The sequence below is a fragment of the Burkholderia sp. 22PA0106 genome (genome assembly GCF_047497155.1).
Lineage (GTDB): Bacteria > Pseudomonadota > Gammaproteobacteria > Burkholderiales > Burkholderiaceae > Burkholderia.
The window spans coordinates 731,948-748,963 of sequence record NZ_CP163162.1; the positions used below are offsets into that span (position 1 = coordinate 731,948).

13 protein-coding genes and 1 pseudogene are annotated in these 17,016 nt (G+C 69.0%); 10 read left to right on the forward strand and 4 right to left on the reverse strand.

Annotation, left to right across the window (positions count from 1 at the left end):
• The first annotated feature begins 167 nt into the window (after positions 1 to 167).
• Positions 168 to 1,367: a porin gene (locus tag AB4850_RS03165; protein WP_414441158.1), complete on the forward strand. Its 1,200-nt coding sequence runs from the start codon at positions 168 to 170 to the stop codon at positions 1,365 to 1,367.
• A gap of 198 nt (positions 1,368 to 1,565) precedes the next feature.
• On the opposite strand, the gene AB4850_RS03170 is transcribed toward AB4850_RS03165, so the two are convergent.
• Positions 1,566 to 2,609 (reverse strand): XdhC family protein, encoded by a 1,044-nt coding sequence (locus AB4850_RS03170; protein ID WP_414441159.1) that lies wholly within the window; start codon positions 2,607 to 2,609, stop codon positions 1,566 to 1,568.
• Between the two features lie 270 nt (positions 2,610 to 2,879).
• Between AB4850_RS03170 and AB4850_RS03175 the strand changes: the two genes are divergently transcribed.
• From AB4850_RS03175 to dctA, 6 genes are all read left to right on the forward strand, one after another.
• Complete coding sequence (locus AB4850_RS03175) at positions 2,880 to 3,677, forward strand: SDR family NAD(P)-dependent oxidoreductase (RefSeq protein WP_414441160.1); 798 nt, start codon at positions 2,880 to 2,882, stop codon at positions 3,675 to 3,677.
• 27 nt (positions 3,678 to 3,704) lie between these two features.
• On the forward strand, positions 3,705 to 4,574 hold the full coding sequence (locus tag AB4850_RS03180) for a type 1 glutamine amidotransferase domain-containing protein (RefSeq protein ID WP_414441161.1): 870 nt from the start codon (positions 3,705 to 3,707) through the stop codon (positions 4,572 to 4,574).
• Between the two features lie 158 nt (positions 4,575 to 4,732).
• Entirely contained in the window at positions 4,733 to 6,097 is a 1,365-nt protein-coding gene (locus AB4850_RS03185) for a cytochrome c (RefSeq protein WP_414441162.1), read from the forward strand.
• Complete coding sequence (locus AB4850_RS03190; RefSeq protein ID WP_414441163.1) at positions 6,094 to 6,561, forward strand: (2Fe-2S)-binding protein; 468 nt, start codon at positions 6,094 to 6,096, stop codon at positions 6,559 to 6,561. The genes AB4850_RS03185 and AB4850_RS03190 overlap by 4 nt, the downstream gene beginning before the upstream one ends.
• Positions 6,558 to 8,855 carry a molybdopterin cofactor-binding domain-containing protein gene (locus AB4850_RS03195; protein WP_414441164.1) on the forward strand — a complete coding sequence of 766 codons (2,298 nt, stop codon included), beginning with the start codon at positions 6,558 to 6,560 and terminating at the stop codon, positions 8,853 to 8,855. The genes AB4850_RS03190 and AB4850_RS03195 overlap by 4 nt, the downstream gene beginning before the upstream one ends.
• Before the next feature lie 121 nt (positions 8,856 to 8,976).
• Positions 8,977 to 10,257, forward strand: coding sequence for a C4-dicarboxylate transporter DctA (dctA, locus tag AB4850_RS03200; RefSeq protein WP_414441945.1), 1,281 nt, complete (start codon positions 8,977 to 8,979; stop codon positions 10,255 to 10,257).
• A gap of 349 nt (positions 10,258 to 10,606) precedes the next feature.
• On the opposite strand, the gene AB4850_RS03205 is transcribed toward dctA, so the two are convergent.
• On the reverse strand, positions 10,607 to 11,338 hold the full coding sequence (locus AB4850_RS03205) for an SDR family NAD(P)-dependent oxidoreductase (protein WP_414441165.1): 732 nt from the start codon (positions 11,336 to 11,338) through the stop codon (positions 10,607 to 10,609).
• Between the two features lie 238 nt (positions 11,339 to 11,576).
• On the opposite strand from AB4850_RS03205, the pseudogene AB4850_RS03210 reads away from it, so the two are divergent.
• Positions 11,577 to 12,467: pseudogene (locus AB4850_RS03210) on the forward strand (NAD(P)-dependent oxidoreductase); the annotation flags it as partial.
• Between the two features lie 102 nt (positions 12,468 to 12,569).
• Here the strand turns inward: AB4850_RS03210 and AB4850_RS03215 are convergent.
• On the reverse strand, positions 12,570 to 13,115 hold the full coding sequence (locus AB4850_RS03215) for a MarR family winged helix-turn-helix transcriptional regulator (RefSeq protein WP_414441166.1): 546 nt from the start codon (positions 13,113 to 13,115) through the stop codon (positions 12,570 to 12,572).
• Positions 13,116 to 13,356: 241 nt separating this feature from the next.
• Between AB4850_RS03215 and AB4850_RS03220 the strand changes: the two genes are divergently transcribed.
• Complete coding sequence (locus AB4850_RS03220; protein ID WP_414441167.1) at positions 13,357 to 14,019, forward strand: hypothetical protein; 663 nt, start codon at positions 13,357 to 13,359, stop codon at positions 14,017 to 14,019.
• A gap of 103 nt (positions 14,020 to 14,122) precedes the next feature.
• Here AB4850_RS03220 and AB4850_RS03225 read toward each other — a convergent pair whose 3' ends face one another.
• The gene (locus AB4850_RS03225) at positions 14,123 to 15,355 is read right to left on the reverse strand and encodes a GlxA family transcriptional regulator (RefSeq protein WP_414441168.1); all 1,233 of its coding nucleotides are present in this window, start codon (positions 15,353 to 15,355) and stop codon (positions 14,123 to 14,125) included.
• A 264-nt stretch (positions 15,356 to 15,619) separates the two neighbouring features.
• Between AB4850_RS03225 and AB4850_RS03230 the strand changes: the two genes are divergently transcribed.
• Entirely contained in the window at positions 15,620 to 17,005 is a 1,386-nt protein-coding gene (locus AB4850_RS03230; RefSeq protein WP_414441169.1) for an L-serine ammonia-lyase, read from the forward strand.
• The last annotated feature ends 11 nt before the right edge of the window (positions 17,006 to 17,016 follow it).

Below are 17,016 nucleotides of genomic sequence, written 5' to 3' on the forward strand. Positions count from 1 at the left end.
AGGGCATCGAAACGTTCCGGTTCAACGATCTTTTATTAAGGAGTCCGCATCTATGGAGTGAGGCAGGGGGAAGTGCAAATCGATTCATCAATAAATACGAACGCGGCCACACGCGGGCTGCCATTTCGACATTACATCGACACCACATTTTCAGCGAACGGACCATCATGAAACTCGAACAGATCCCGGCGATCGTGCTGACCCTCGGCGCCTTCGCCTGTGCCGGCACCGCCAGCGCGCAAAGCAGCGTCACGCTCTACGGCATCGTGGATGCCGGCGTGCTGTACAACAGCAACGTGAAGGGCGGCCACGAATACGCCATGAGCCAGGCCAATTCCTCGCGCTGGGGCATGAAGGGCAGCGAGGATCTCGGCGGCGGCCTGCAGGCCATCTTCACGCTCGAGAACGGCTTCACCACCGCCACCGGCTCGCTGAGCCAGGGCGGCCTGGAATTCGGCCGCAAGGCCTTCGTGGGCCTGACCAGCAGCACCTGGGGCACGCTCACGCTCGGCCGCCAGTATTCGGTCAGCAACGATTTCACCGGCTCGTTCGCCTCGGGCGCCGACTGGGCCGGCTCCGGCCTCGGCTACGGCACGCGCGCGGGCGACGTCGACAACATCGACACCAGCAACCGCATCGCCAACGCCGTGAAATACGAGAGCCCCGTGTATCGCGGCCTGCAGGCGGGCGTGATGTACAGCCTCGGCGGCCAGCCCGGCCAGGTCACCCGCAACGAGGTGATCGACGCCGGCTTCGCCTATGCGAACGGCCCGTTCAAGCTCGGCGCCGGCTACAACTACACGAAGAACCCCTATTACGCGACCTTCGGCAACCAGGGCAATTCCTCCACCTCGGCCACCGGCACCAACAACAATATCAACAACGTGATCTATGGCGGCTACGCGTCGGCGGCCGCGCAGCAGATCATCGTGGTGGGCGGCTCGTGGGCGATCGGCGCGGCCACCGTCGGCCTCGTGTATTCGAACACCCAGTTCATCGGCCTCGGCGCCACCGCGGCCGGCGGCGCGACCGCCGCGCCGAAGTACGCGGGCGGCTCGGCCGTGTTCAACAGCGAGGAAGTGAACCTCAAATATCTGCTGAGCCCGGCGCTGCAGCTCGGCGCGGCCTATATCCACACGCGCAACGGCGGCGCGGACGGCTACGGCGGCGCGAACTACAACCAGTTCAACCTCGGCGCCACCTATTTCCTGTCGAAGCGCACCTCGATCTATGCGCTCGGCTATCTGGAAACGGCCTCCGGCACCGATTCGACGGGCCACGCCGCGGTGGCCGACCTGAGCGGCTCGGCCATCAGCAGCAGCAACCGCCAGACGGCCTTCATCGTCGGCATGACGCAGCGCTTCTGAGCCTGTCGTTCCACAGCGAGATTTTCGGGTAGCGGTTCCGAGTTGGGCGCACATGGCCGGTTGGGCGTGTGCGCTTTTTTCGCGCGCCGGCCGACGTGAGGCGCGAGCGCTTCCTGCTGCCCGCGCTGCCGCGCCAATTGGTGCGCACCGCAAGCGCCGATGCGTCGCCCGACAACCGCCTCGCGCGGCTCGCGGCGCTCAGTCGGCTTCCCGCGCCGCCTTGGCCGCCTCGATCTGAACGAACGCCGGCAGCGCGACGCCGTTGCGGGCGGCGGTCAGCTCGGCGAGGATCGATATCGCGATTTCGGGCGGCGTGCGGCTGCCGATATAGATGCCGGCGGGGCCGTGCAGGCGCGACACCTGCGCCGCGCTCAGGTCGAATTCCCGCAGGCGTTCGCGGCGCGCCCGGTTGTTGCGGCGCGAGCCGAGCGCGCCCACATAAAACGCAGGGGTCCTCAGCGCTTCCATCAAGGCGAGATCGTCGAGCTTGGGATCGTGCGTCAGCGCGATCACGGCGCAGCGCGCATCGAGCCGCATGTCGGCGACGGTATCGTCCGGCATGGTCCGCACCAGCGTGACGCCGGGGATATCCCAGGTGTCGCCGTATTCGTCGCGCGGGTCGCACACGGTCACCTGATAGTCGAGCCCCACGGCGATGCGCGCGAGATAGCGCGAGAGCTGCCCCGCGCCGATCACGAGCATCCGGTAGCGCGGGCCGTGGATCGTCGTCAGGCGGCGGCCGTCGAAGCGCAGTACAGCGTCGGCCGCAGCAGGCGCGAGGCGGGCGTGGCCGGTGGCGAGGTCGAGCGTGCGGGCGACCAACGCGCCGCCGCGCACGGCGTCGTGCAGCGCCCGGATGCCGGAGGCGGGCGTCAGCGGTTCCAGCACGAGCTGAATCGTGCCACCGCACGGCAGGCCGAAGCGGTGTGCTTCCTCGGCGCTGATGCCGTAGGTCAGCACCTCGGGCGTGGCGTGCGTGACGCCTGTGCGCCGCACGCGCTCGATCAGATCGTCCTCGATGCAGCCGCCCGATACCGAGCCCACTGCCAGCCCGTCGGCGCGCACCACCAGCATGGCGCCCTCGGGGCGAGGCGAGGAGCCCCAGGTTTTCACGACCGTGACCAGCAGGCTGCGATGGCCCTCGTCGAGCCAGCGCGCGCCGCATTGCAGGACTTCGAGATCGGGCGTCGCCGCCACGTCTGCCTCGTTCGGCCGGGTTTCGGCGGGAATACCTATCTTCATCGGCTTGGCTCGATCTCGTTGCGTTCATTGCGCCGCGGCGTGGGGCCATCGAAGGCCTCACGCCGTGCGGATCCGTTGCAGGGAGCCGATTCTGGGGAATCCGACGGCCGCGCCCAAGGACGAATCCGCAAGGTTTCCGGCCAAGCCGACCGGGCCGGAAGCGATGTCCGAAATCCTTGCATATTCGACATTGAGGGCGCGTGTCGCCCCGGCCAGAATGCAGCCATGACTCGACGCCCTGTCGGTTCACCCAACGAAAAAGGACTCACCATGACTGCTTCCACCAAAGGTTTCGCCCTGATCACGGGCGCTTCGGCCGGCATCGGCGCCATCTACGCGGACCGCCTCGCCAAGCGCGGCTACGACCTGATCCTGGTGGCGCGCAACCAGGCGCGCCTGAGCGCGCTGGCCACCCGCCTCACCGCGGAAACGGGCCGCACGATCGAGACGCTGGCCGCCGACCTGAACGACAAGGCCGCGCTCGCGAAGATCGAGCGCCTGCTGCGCGAGGACACGCGCATCACGATGCTGGTCAACAACGCGGGCATCGGCTCGGTCGCGTCGGTCCTGAACGACGACGTCGACACGATGGAATCGATGATCAACCTGAACATCACCGCGCTGACGCGGCTGACCTACGCGGTCGCGCCGGCCTTCGTCGCACGCGGCGCGGGCACCATCATCAACATCGGTTCGGTGGTGGGCATCGCCGTCGAGATGCTGAACGGCGTGTACAGCGCTTCGAAGTCCTACGTGCTGAGCTTCGGCCATGCGCTGCAGCGCGACCTGGCAGGCAAGGGCGTGCGCGTGCAATCGGTGCTGCCGGCCGCCACCGCGACCGAATTCTGGGACGTGGCTGGCTACGCGAAGCAGAAGGAAGCGGCCAGCACGATGCCCGCCGCCGTGCTGGTGGATGCCGCGCTGGCCGGCCTCGACGCAGGCGAGCTGGTGACGATCCCGACGCTGCACGACGGCGAGGCCTGGACCCGCTGGGAAGCCGACCGCCGCGCGCTCGCGCCGCAATTCGCCAACGCCAAGGCCGCGCCGCGCTACGCGCTGGACGCCTGAGCCCCCAACCTGACAACGGACACTGTGATGAAGAACATGCTCAAGATCGGCGCGGCGATTCTCGCGACCGCGACCGCTTTCGCCCTGCCGATGAGTGCCTCGGCGCAATCGCGCGGCAAGGTGCTGGTGGTGATGTCGAGCGCGCACCAGCTCGACCTGCGCGACGGCAAGCAGTACGAAACGGGTTACTACCTCAACGAATTCGTGGTGCCTTACCGCAAGCTGGTGGAAGCGGGCTACGAGCCGGTGATCGCCAACCCGAAGGGCGACATGCCGGTGATGGACGCCAATTCGAACAACAAGATGTTCTTCGGCGGCGACGAGGCGGCCCGCGCCGACGCGCTGAAGTATGCGCAAGGCATCGCCCAGTTGAAGCACCCGAAGACGCTGGCCTCGGTGGTCGCGGGCGGCACCGGCGGCTACGTCGGCCTGTTCATTCCGGGCGGTCACGCACCGATGGTGGATCTGCTGAAGGATCGCAATCTCGGCAAGATCCTGGTGGGCTTCCACGACAACGGCCGTCCCACCGGGATCATCTGCCACGGCCCGATCGCGCTGCTGTCCGCGCTGCCGGACCCGGATGCGTTCGTCGCCTCGATGGTCGCCAACGATGGCAAGGCCAATTCGCTCGCCAAGGGCTGGCCGTATGCGGGCTATCGCCTGACCGTGTTCTCGACCGGCGAGGAAGAGCAGCTCGAAGGCCCGAACGGCCTGGGCGGCAACGTGCAGTTCTATCCGGTGAACGCGCTGGCCGAAGCGGGCGCGCACGTCGACACGATCGCCAACTGGCACAGCAATGTGATCGTCGATCGCGAACTGATCACGGGCCAGCAGCCGATGTCCGCGCCGGAATTCGGCGACGTGCTGGTGTCGAAGCTGAACGCGCGCACGCACTGAGCGTGGCCGCGCACGGGGCCATGTCCGGAAAACCGTGTTTTTCCGACATGGACCGTCGATCCGGCGTCGCTTAACGTGGCGCCGTCAAGTTTCCGGCCGCCGCGCGATGCGGCGGCCGGATCGATTCAGAGTGTCTGCACCGGCGGGAACGCGTATCCATGGCTAGAAACAAGGAAGAGCTGCCGCAAGCCGGGCCGGCTTCGTCGCGCAATGCGGCAGGACGATACCGGCGTTGGCTGGCATGGCTGGTGGCGGTATTGGCCGTGGGCCTGGCGGGCTTCGCCGCGTTCGCCTGGCGGCCTGCGATCGACGCCGTGCCGACGCCCGCCGCAGCGGATTTTTCGCCAGTCCTGGTCGGGCAGGGCGCGAAGCTCGCCGCCGCGGGTTTTTGCGCAAGCTGCCACAGCGTGACGGGCGGCAAGCCGTTCGCGGGCGGCTACGCGATGAAGACCGGTTTCGGCACGATCTACTCCACCAATATTTCGCCCGACCGCGAAACCGGCATCGGCGACTGGTCGGAAGCGGCGTTCGTTCGCGCCATGCGCGAAGGCGTGGCGCGCGACGGCTCGCATCTGTTCCCGGCGTTTCCGTACGACCATTTCACGCGACTGTCGGATGCCGATATTCAGGCGCTGTACGCGTACATCATGACGCGCCCCCCGGTGCATGCGCAGAACCATCCGAACGAGATGCCGTTCCCGCTCGGAATTCGCGCGTTGCAGGCCGGCTGGAAGCTGCTGTTCTTCCACCCGACGCGATTCGCGCCGCGCGAGGATCGCTCGCCGCGCTGGAATCGCGGCGCCTATCTGGCCGAGAGTCTCAGCCATTGCTCGGCGTGCCATACGCCGCGAGGCCCGCTCGGCGAGGAATTGACGAACCGCCTGTACCAGGGCGCGGCCGTCGACGGCTGGTTCGCGCCGCCCTTGACCGCCGCGAACCCCGCGCCGGTGCCGTGGACCTCGGCCGAACTGCGCGATTACCTCGTGACCGGCCTGAGCCGCTATCACGGCTCGGCGGCCGGCCCGATGGCGCCGGTCGTGCAGGCGCTCGCCACGCTCGACGCCGACGATCAGGCCGCGCTGGTGACCTACATCGAATCGCTCGGCGCGGGCGATGCGCATGCGGATCGCGCGGCGTCCGCCGTGGCCGCCGCGCTGGGCCAGGACGCGCTCGATCACGCCCGCATCGACAGCGCCGGTGGCCGCCGCTTCCTGGCGGCGTGCGCCTCGTGCCACTACAACCGGCCGCCGGACGTCAATCCGCAGCGGCCGGAACTCGGCCTGAACAGCGCCGTGCAGCTCGACGATCCGTCGAACCTGATCCGCGTGATGCTGTACGGCATCAACGCGCAGGACGGCGCTCCGGGCATCGTCATGCCGGGCTTCGCGCACGCCATGACGGACGACGACATCGTCAGCATCGCCGGCTATTTGCGCAGCACGCGCACCGGCCGCGCGCCGTGGCCGGACCTGGCCAGGCAAGTGGCCGCGATTCGCGCGGCCGGACCCGGAGAAATTCGATGACGCAGTTTCAGATCAACGGCCGGCCGGTGCAGGTCGACGCCGACGAGCAGACCCCGCTGTTGTGGATCATCCGCGACGAGATCGGCCTGAAGGGCACCAAGTTCGGTTGCGGCATCGGCATGTGCGGGGCCTGCACGGTGCACGTGGGCGGACGGCCGACGCGCTCGTGCGTGACGCCGCTCGGCGCGGTCGAGGGCGCGGACCTCACCACCATCGAAGGGCTCGACCCGCACGGCGCGCATCCGGTGCAGCTTGCCTGGCGGGCGCTGCAGGTGCCGCAGTGCGGCTACTGCCAGTCCGGCCAGATCATGCAGGCCGCCGCGATGCTCAAGGATTTCCCCGCGCCGAGCGACGCCGACATCGATGCGGTGATGACTGGCAACCTGTGCCGCTGCATGACGTATTCGCGCATTCGCGACGCGATCAAGCAGGCCGCGCGCGAGATGGCGGGAGGCAAGCCATGAGCCGGGTGCAACACGGCGGCGCGGCCGTCAACCTGTCGCGGCGCGGCTTCCTGGTGGCGAGCGCCGCGACCGGTGCGCTGTTCGGCTTCTCGCCGGCCCATGCGCTCGATGTGCTGGCCGGCGGCGGGCAGGACGCGGCGGGCGGCGGTTTCGCGCCGACCGTCTGGTTCGGCATCGACCATCAGGGCATCGTGACGGTGAACGTGCCGAAGGCCGAGATGGGCCAGCACATCGGCACCGCCATCGCGCGCATCCTGGCCGACGAGCTCGAGGCCGACTGGGGCGCGGTGCGGATCGTCGGGGTGGATACCGACCCGCGCTGGGGCTTCATGGTCACGGGCGGCAGCACGTCGGTGTGGGCCACGTTTCCGGTGTTCAGCCGGGCCGGCGCGGCCGGGCGGATCGCGCTGGTGGAGGCGGGCGCGGCGCTGCTCGGCGTGCCGGCCGCGGCCTGCGCGGCGCGCGGCGGCGCGGTGCATGCGGGCAGCCGCGCGATCGGCTATGGCGAGATCGTGCGCCGTGGCCGGCTCGGCCGGCAGTTCTCCGCCGACGAACTCAAGGCGCTGCCGATCAAGCCGGCCGCGAGCCGCCGCCTGATCGGCCAGCCGGTGCCGGCGCTCGACGTGCCGGCCAAGACCACCGGCGCGGCCGTCTACGGCATCGACGCGGTGATTCCCGGCATGGTCCACGCGCGCCCCAAGCTGCCGCCCACGCGCTACGGCTCGAAGGTGCTCGCCATCGACGACAGCGCGGCGCGCGGCATTCGCGGCTACCTGCGCAGCGTGGCGCTCGACGATCCGTCGAACACCGTGCCGGGCTGGGTGATGGTGATCGCCGACACCTACTACGCGGCGTTGCGCGCGGCCGATCTGGTCAAGGTGACATGGCAGAACGGCGAGACCGCGACCGTCTCCGAGCAGGACCTGTTCAGCCATGCCGCCGCGCTCGCGGCCGATCCGCATCAGGGCGCGCTGCTCGACACCGGCGGCGGCGACGTGGATGCCGGGCTGGCCCGCGCCGGCCAGACGCTCGACAGCCGCTACACCACCACCGGCGTGCTGCATTTCCAGCTCGAACCGGTCAACGCGGTGGCGTTCGAGAAGGCCGGCGTGTTCGAGATCCACACCGGCAACCAGGCGCAGGGCTTCATCCTGCCGGTGCTCGCCAAGGCCTTGCAGGTGCCGGTGGAGCGGATCGTGATGCGCACCTACCTGATCGGCGGCGGCTTCGGCCGCCGGCTGAACGGCGACTACGCGGTGCCGGCGGCGCTGGCCGCGAAGGCGCTCGGGCGGCCGGTCAAGATGGTGCTGACGCGCGAGGACGACACGCGGCTCGATTCGTTGCGTTCGCCCACGCTGCAACGGCTGCGGCTCGGCTGGGACGGCGGCGGCCGGATCGTGGCGATGGAGCATGTCGCCGTGGCGGGCTGGCCGAGCCTGACGGTGTTCCCGGGGAATATGCAGAAAGGCACCAACGGCGTGCCGTACGACCCGTTCTCGATCGCCGGCGCCGATCACTGGTACGACGTGGGCGCGCTGCGGGTGCGCGCCGTCAACAACGATCTGGCGCAGAAGAGCTTCCGCCCCGGCTGGCTGCGCGCGGTCGCGCCGGGCTGGACCAACTGGGCGCTCGAATCGTTTCTCGACGAGGTGGCGCACGCGCAGCGCCGCGATCCGGTGGTCTTGCGGCTCGCGCATCTGACCGGCGCCGGCCGCAACGCCGGCTCGGCGCCGAGCGCGACCGGCGGCGCGCTGCGGCAGGCCAACGTGATCCGGCGCGTGACCGCGCGCGCCGGCTGGGGCCGCGCCATGCCGCCCGACACGGGGCTCGGCCTCGCCAGCTCGTTCGGGCAGGAGCGCGCGATGCCGACCTGGTGCGCCTGCGTCGCGCAGGTCAGGGTCGATCGCCAGACCGGCCGCGTCACGGTGCAGAAGCTGTGGATGGAGATCGACGCCGGTTCGATCGTCGATCCGGGCGGCGCGCTGGCGCAGGCCCAGGGCGCGACGTTGTGGGGCTTGAGCATGGCGCTGCACGAAGGCACCGGGTTCGAGAACGGCTACGTCAAGGACCTGAACCTCGATACCTATACGCCGCTGCGCATGGCCGACGTGCCGGCCATGGAGATCGCCTTCGTGCCGAGCACGGAGGCGCCGGTGGGCCTGGGCGAGCCGCCCACCACGGTGGTCGCGCCGGCCATCGGCAACGCGATCTTCGCGGCGGTGGGCGTGCGCATGCGCGATCTGCCGATCCGCGCCGAACGGATTCGGCAGGCGCTGCACGTGCCGAGCGCCTGACCCCGGCCGATGACGCTCGCCGTCATCGGCCGGCAGATCGGCCGGGCCGTCCTGCGCCCGGCCGCGCAACCCTGATTGCCGCCCGCGCTTCGCGATGAACCGGGCGGCCGAGAACGACATGATGAGACAGCCTTTCTACAAGATTCTTTACGTCCAGGTCTTGATCGCGATTGCCGCGGGCATTGTGCTGGGCCATTGGTATCCGCAGCACGCCACCGCGATGAAGCCGCTCGGCGACGTGTTCATCAAGCTGATCCGCATGGTGATCGGCCCGGTGATCTTCTGCACCGTCGTCACCGGCATCACCAGCATGGGCGATCTCAAGAAGGTCGGCCGGGTCGGCGGCAAGGCGCTGATCTATTTCGAGGTGGTGTCGTCGCTCGCGCTGGTGATCGGCCTGCTGTTCGGCCATCTGCTGCATCCGGGCGACGGCTTCAACGTGTCGGTCGCGTCGCTCGATTCGCGCGCCATCGCGGGCTTCGTCAGCCGCTCCGAGCATCTCGACGGCATCGCCGGCTTCCTGCTCGGCATCGTGCCCAATTCGTTCTTCGACGCGTTCGCCAAGGGCGACACGCTGCCGATTCTGTTTGTCTCGGTGATGTTCGGGCTGGCGGTGTCGGCCGCCGGGGAGCGGGCCAGCGGCGTGAGCCTGGCGGTCGAGCGCTGCTCGGCGGTGTTCTTCTCGCTGGTGAAGATCATCACGCGGCTTGCGCCGGCCGGCGCGTTCGGCGCGATCGCGTTTACCGTCGGCACCTACGGCATCGCCTCGCTGATTCCGCTGTTCAAGCTGATCGCGGTGTTCTACGTGACGGCGTTCGTGTTCGTCGCGGTGGTGCTCGGCGCGGTGGCGCGGCTGGCGGGGTTCAACCTGTTCCGGCTGCTGGCCTATCTGAAGGAAGAGCTGCTGATCGTGCTGGGCACCAGCACGTCGGAGGCGGTGCTGCCGCAGTTGATGGAGAAGCTGGAGCGGCTCGGCTGCTCGAAGGCGGTGGTCGGGCTGGTGGTGCCCACCGGCTATTCGTTCAACCTCGACGGCGCGAACATCTACATGACGCTGGCCGTGCTGTTTCTCGCGCAGGCCACCAATATTCATCTGACGGCGGGGCAGGAGCTGACGCTGCTGGCGGTCACGATGCTGACGTCGAAAGGATCGAGCGCGGTGGTGGGCGCGGGCTTCGTCGCGCTGGCGGCGAGCCTGGCCGTGGTGCCCACGGTGCCGGTGGCGGCGATGGTGCTGATCCTCGGCATCGACCGGTTCATGGCCGAGTGCCGCTCGCTCGTCAACATGATCGGCAACGCGGTGGCGGTGGTGGTGGTGTCGGCCTGGGAGAAGGAACTCGACCGCGAGAAGATGGCCGCGGTGCTGCGTGGTGAGCGTGAGGCGGAGCGGGTTCGGGTTTGAGGTGGCGGCGAGCGAGTCGAGCCGGGCGGATAGGGTGTGGCCGGCGGCACGGCAGGGCGACGCATTAGCGGCCAGTGTTCGGCCCGCTCGGCCAGCGCGAGGCTGGCCAGCGGGGCACCGATCGCGCTGGCCTGCTGGTCGGTGCTGAATTCGCGTAGTTCGATTCGGCAAGGGCCGATGCGGCGTGCTTCGATCCGGCGAAGGGCGACACCGCGTTGCGACTCAGTAAGGGCCGATGCCGCGTGCTTCGACTCGGCAAGGGCCAATGCCGCGTGCTTCAACTCAGCAAGGGCCGAATCCGCGCGCTTCGACTGGCCCGACCCCTCGCGCGGCCCGCTCGCCCGACCGCTCAGAACGCTTCCTTGAACGGGCGCAGATCGATTTCCTGCGTCCACGCGCTCGGATGCTGCTGGTGCAGATGCCAGTAGGTGTCGGCGATCGCGTCGATGTTCAGCAGGCCTTCCTCGCCGCGTTCCTCGACGACGCCGGGCCGCAAGCTTTTCAGCCGGCTGCCGTTGATGCCGCCGTCGATCACCACATGGGCGACATGCAGGCCCTGTGGCCCGAATTCGCGCGCCATGCTCTGACTCAGCATGCGCAGGCCGGCCTTCGCCGCCGAGAAGTGCGCGAAGCCGGGACGGCCGCGCAGGCTGGCCGACGCGCCGGTAAACAGGATCGTGCCGGCGCCCTGCGGCAACAGCAGCTTGACCGCCTCGCGGCCGACCAGGAACCCGGCGAAGCAGCCGACGCGCCAGAAATCCTCGAACTGCTCGGCCGACACCTCCTGCAACGGGATATGCCGGTTGTTGCCGGCGTTGAACACCACCACGCTGGCCGGCGCGCGCCCCGCGCCCGGTTCGGCGGCGGCGCGGAACAGGCGCAGGACGTCGTCCTCGCGGGTGGCGTCCACCTGAATCGCCGTGCCGTTGCCCGCGCCGAGGCTGCTGGCCACGCGCTCGATCTTCTCCGGGGTGCGCCCCGCGACCAGCACATGAAACCCTTCTCGGGCGAAGCGGCGGGCCACGGCCGCGCCGAGCCCTTCCTCGGGGCCGACGCCCACGACCACTGCGGTTGGCTGCATGTTGTTCTCCTGGGTAGATGGCGATGGCGCGCCCGACTTTGGCGGGCGCGCGCGAAGTGAAAATTCCGGGCTGTCGCGCGGCGACGTGCCATGACATCGACGCAAGACATCCGGCCATTCTCGATGATTCCGGCGAGGCGTGCCGGGGCCGCCGTCATGGCCGGAATCATGGCGTGCATGACATGGCGGGGCGTGCGGCGGGCGCGCAGAATCGGCGGCGAAACCGGCATGGAGCCGTGCACCAATCATTCAGCGGGAGAGCAACGAGATGGCGACGATTGCGGTATTGGGCCTGGGCGCGATGGGCTCGCGCATGGCGGCGAACCTGATCCGGGCCGGGCATCGGGTGACGGTGTGGAACCGCAGCCCGCAGGCGGCCGCGCCGCTGGTGGAAGCCGGCGCGCGGCTCGCCGACACGCCGAAGGCGGCGGCCGCCGACGCGGCGTTCGTGATCGCGATGCTGCGCGACAACGAGGCCTCGCGGCAGGTCTGGCTCGACCCGGATACCGGCGCGGCCGGGGGCATGGCGGCCGGTGCCATCGCGATCGAAAGCTCCACGCTGACGGCCGAGTGGATTCGCGAACTGGACGCACGCCTGGCCGAGCGGGCGCTGCGGCTGCTCGAAGCGCCGGTCGTCGGCAGCACGCCGCAGGCCGAGTCCGGGCAATTGACCTATTTCATCGGCGGCGATGCCGGGGTGCTGGCGCAAGCCGAACCCGTGCTCGCGGCGATGGGCACGTCCATCGTGCATGTGGGGTCGCCCGGCGCCGCCGCGCTGGCGAAGCTGGCCACCAACACGCTGCTCGGCGTGCAGGTGACGGTGCTGGCGGAATTGATCGGCCTGCTGGGGCACGCGGGCGCCGACGTCACGCGAATCCTGGCGGCGATCGCCGCCACGCCCGTCTGGAGCGCGGCGGCGGGGCGCGTGTCCGGCCTCATGCTGACCGGCGCGGTTGCGCCGCAATTTCCGGTCGAGCTGATCGAGAAGGATTTCGGCTACACGTTGCAGACGGTCGGCAACGATGCGATGGCGCCGACCATCGCCGCCGCACACGGCGTGTTTCGCATCGCGGTCGAGCGCGGTTTCGGCAAGGAGAACATGACGGCGGTGGCCAAGCTGTTCGTGTAGCGGCCGGCGTTCGATGCGTGGTTGCGATGCTGAGCGGCCCTAAGCAGCCCCAGGCGACCCAGGCGACCCAGGCGACCCAGGCGACCCAGCCCCGAAGCAGTCCTAATCGCGGCGCTCGGTCCGGTCCTGGTCGTACGCGGTGAGGAACGCGTCGGACGACACCTGATCGGCGAGCCTCCGCAACATGACGGCATCGGCCGTGCCGAGCACCGCTTCGACACGTTCGTTCGCCTCGCGCCAGTGTTCGAATGCGGCTTGCAGGCGTGCCTGCCCATCGGCCGTCAACGCCGCGCGCTTGACGCGGCGATCCTGGGCGTCGGGCCGCAGCGCCACCAGCCCGTCGCGGATCAGCGGGCGCAGCGCGTGCGTCACGGCCGAAATCTGCACCGCGAGTTGATCGGCCAGATCCTGCAGCGTCGGAGGCTGATTGCCGTCGCGCTGCGTGATCCGCTCGACTTCGGCGAGCAGGCCGGCCTGGGTGGACTTGAGGCCCGACGGGGCCATCGCATCGTCGTACAGGTTGCCGAGACGGCGCGCCGCGCGGCGCAGCGCTGTGTGGGTACAGGCGAGCGACGTGAAATGCTCGCGCGCCTCGGCGTCGCTTGGTGGGGCGGCGGGGGCGTTGGTGGCGTCGGGGTTGCTTGGCATGCCGGAGGATCTGCAAGTGCAGCGCGATGCGGGAAAGCGCTCACTATAACGCTTTAACTTGAGCGCTCAAATACGTGCCGCTCGAACCCGGACTGAGCGGCCTGGCCGACGTGCCGCCCGCGTGACGCAGGTAAGGCGGCGTAACTGCTTGATAGATAGGGAAATCGTGTTTTCCTGAGCCGACCTCAAGTTTTTCGTTCGGATGCCGATATGCAGCGGTCAAGCCAACGGAGAGCAGGTCATGAGCATTCAGGCGACTTCCAGCGTCAGCACGGTCGATCCGTATGACAGCACGTCGGCGAGCAGCAAGCGCGACAAGCAGGCGGCGGCCGATGCGGCAGCCGCGGCGGCTTCCGGTCAAACCAGCCAGTCGAATCCATCGAGCCAGTCGGCGGCGGCCGCAGCGGCGTCGGCCAGCGCGACGCAACCGGCCACGGCGGCGACCTCGACCTCGTCGGCGACATCCGCCACTTCGGCTAGCTCAACCACTGACATTACCGGCGGCACGCCGCTCGGTTATGGCGCGAGCAGTACCGCATCGGCGAGCACCTCGACGGCCGTGGGCGCATCGTCCACTTCGAGCACGTCGTCGGATTCGTCGACTGCCTCGTCCGGCACGTCCGGTTCCACGAGCAGCACGCAAGGTTCGGGCGGCGGTGGTGGCGGTGGCGGCGGCTCTTCGAGCAGCAGCAGCGCCGCGAGTCAGCTCGAACAGACGATCAAGCGTCTCGAACAGCAACTGCAGCAGGCCGAGCAGCAACTGGCACGCGCGCACACCGATGCGGAACGCCAGGCCGCTACCACGCAGGTGGCGACCGACAGCGCTGCCTTGCAGTCCGCGATTGCGCAATACGTGCAGCAGACCGGCCAGTCGAGCGGCACGGCCGTCAGCGTCTACGTCTGATCGTGGGCGATGTAGCGTGAGCCGTCGTGCGCGCTCGAGCGTTCGGGCGCGCCGCGACTAGCGCGCGAGCGGCGGCGCATCCTAGCGCGCCGCCGAATCGTCCTTATCCGGGCAGCCGTCCCCGGTCCTTGCCGGCCGCTTCGGCCTTGCCCGCCGGGCCTGCCACGGTTTCGCGATCGGCAGCATCGGTCGCCTCAGCCGCATCGACTGCCTCAGCCGCATCGACCGCCTCAGCCGCATCGACTGCCTCAGCCGCCTCGACCGCTTCAGCCCCCTCGATCGCCTCGACCCCTTCAGCAGCTTCAGCCCCCTCCGCCGCCGCCCCGCCTTTCTCCCGATAAGCCGCCGGCGTCGCACCAAACTGCTTCCGAAACTCGCGCCCGAGATGCGACGCATCGGCAAACCCGCAACTGGTGGCGATGTCGGCCACCGTGCGATCCGAACTCGTCAGCAGCCAGGCGGCGGTGCGCAGCCGCACCTGCTTGGCGAACGCCTGCGGGCTCTTGCCGGTTTCGGCCTTGAACAGCCGCTCCAGTTGCCGCGCCGACAGGTCGAGCTTGCCGGCCAGTTCCTCCAGCGGCAGCGCACGCCCCACGTGCTGCTCCATCAGCAGGATCGCGCGCTTGACCTTCGGGTGCGTGGCCGGCTCCAGCCCCGGCGGATGCGGCTGCGGCGCGTTGCCCTTCTGCATCTCGCCCACCAGCAGGATGCGCAGCGCCTTCTGCACGGTGGCGTGATCGAAATGGCGCAGCAGGATCGCGGCGGCCACGTCGATCGCGGCGCGCCCGCCCGAGCACGTGATGCGGCGCCGATCCATGACGAACAGCCGGTCGGCGATCAGCAGCGCCGGGTCGGCGTTCGGAAAGCGCTCGATGAAATCCCAGTAGTGGAACCAGCTCACGCAGATCCGGTGCGCATCGAGCACGCCCGCGCGCATCAGCGTGAACACGCCGGTGCAGATCCCCACCACGTTGGCGCCGCCCTCGGCCGCGCGCCGCACGAACTTCAGCGTGTCCGGGCTCGCCTGCGGGCTCGAATGCAGCAGCCCGCCCACCACCACCACGTAGTCGAACGGCTCGCGCGCCTCGTCGAAGGTTTCCCACGGCGTGATCTGGATGCCGCAGCTCGCGCGCACCGGCGCGAGCGTGTCGCCGATCACGCTCCAGGCGCAGCGCACCGGCTTGCTGTAGTCGCCGTCGTCGGCGGACAGCCGCAGCATGTCGACGAAGCCCGAGAAGGCGGTGAGCGTGAAGTTCGGCAGCAGCACGATACCGAAGCGCAACCGGTGGGGGGCCGGGTCGTCGGACAGGAGCGAGGCGGGCAGATCGGGCGTCATTGAAGCGTGGTCAGGGTAGGGCGTGAAGCCGGAAAGCGCCGGCCGGCGGCGGCGCTCCGTGCGTCGAGCGTCGCCGATCCATTGGGGCCGGACTTGCGTTTTTCCGTCGCGAATCATCGCCAAAACGCAGTTTTCGGCCCCGCCGTCACCGGGGTGGCGGCGGCATCCCACTTCGATGCCGGTTTTGTTCTATCGGCGGATTTTACGCTTTGATGTACTGACGCCAATGTCCAACCGTTCCGTTTCCCCCGGAGAAGCAGTCAGATGAACGTCAGCGTTTTCGATCTGTTCAAGATCGGCATCGGCCCGTCGAGCTCGCATACGGTCGGCCCGATGATCGCCGCCTGCCGGTTCGCCTCGCATGTCGAGGATGCGAACCTGCTGGCCTTCGTGCGGCGCGTGCGGGTCGAGCTGTACGGCTCGCTCGGCGCGACCGGCAAGGGCCACGGCACCGACAAGGCGGTACTGCTCGGCCTGGAGGGCCACCTGCCGGACGTGATCGATCCGGACCTGATCGAGCCGCGCCTGAAGGCGATCCGCGCCGAGAAGACGCTCTCGCTGCTGGGCCGCCAGTCGGTCCGCTTCGAAGAAAAGGAAGACATCGGCTTCTTCCGCCGCCTGATGACCGGCACCGGCATCGTCCACCCGAACGGCATGCGCTTCCAGGCGTTCGACGAACAGGGCCAGTTGCTGGTGGAGAAGGAGTATTACTCGGTCGGCGGCGGCTTCGTGGTGAACCGCGACGGCGATCGCGTGAACGGCGTGCGCGCCGCGACCGAGGTGCCGTACCCGTTCCGCACCGGCGACGACCTGATGCGCGTCTCCCGCGAAAGCGGCCTGTCGATCGCCGAGCTGACGTATCGCAACGAATGCGCGCTGCGTCCGGCCGAGGAAGTGCGCGCCGGCCTGCTGGCGGTCTGGAAGACCATGGCGGCCTGCGTCGAGCGCGGCTGCAAGGTGGAGGGCGAGCTGCCCGGCCCGATGCGCGTCAAGCGCCGCGCGGCCGGCCTGTACAGCCGCCTGCGCGACCGCTCCGAGGAATCGCTGCGCGATCCGCTGTCGATGCTCGACTGGGTCAACCTCTACGCGATGGCCGTCAACGAGGAGAACGCCGCCGGCGGGCGGGTGGTCACCGCGCCCACCAACGGCGCGGCCGGCGTGATCCCTGCGGTGCTCCATTACTACGTGAAGTTCGTGCCCGGCTCGAACGAGCAGGGGATCCTGGATTTCCTGCTGACGGCCGCGGCCATCGGCATCATCTACAAGGAAACCGCCTCGATTTCCGGCGCCGAGGTCGGCTGCCAGGGCGAGGTGGGCGTGGCCTGCTCGATGGCCGCCGCGGCGCTCGCCGCCGTGATGGGCGGCACGCCCGATCAGGTCGAGAACGCCGCCGAGATCGGCATGGAACACAACCTCGGCATGACCTGCGACCCGGTGGGCGGCCTGGTGCAGATCCCCTGCATCGAGCGCAACGCGATGGGCGCGATCAAGGCGCTGAACGCGTCGCGCATGGCGCTGAAGGGCGACGGCCAGCATTACGTGTCGCTCGATTCGGTGATCAAGACCATGCGCGAAACCGGCGCCGACATGAAAACGAAATACAAGGAAACGTCACGCGGCGGCCTGGCCGTGAACGTCATCGAGTGCTAACCAAGGTGCAT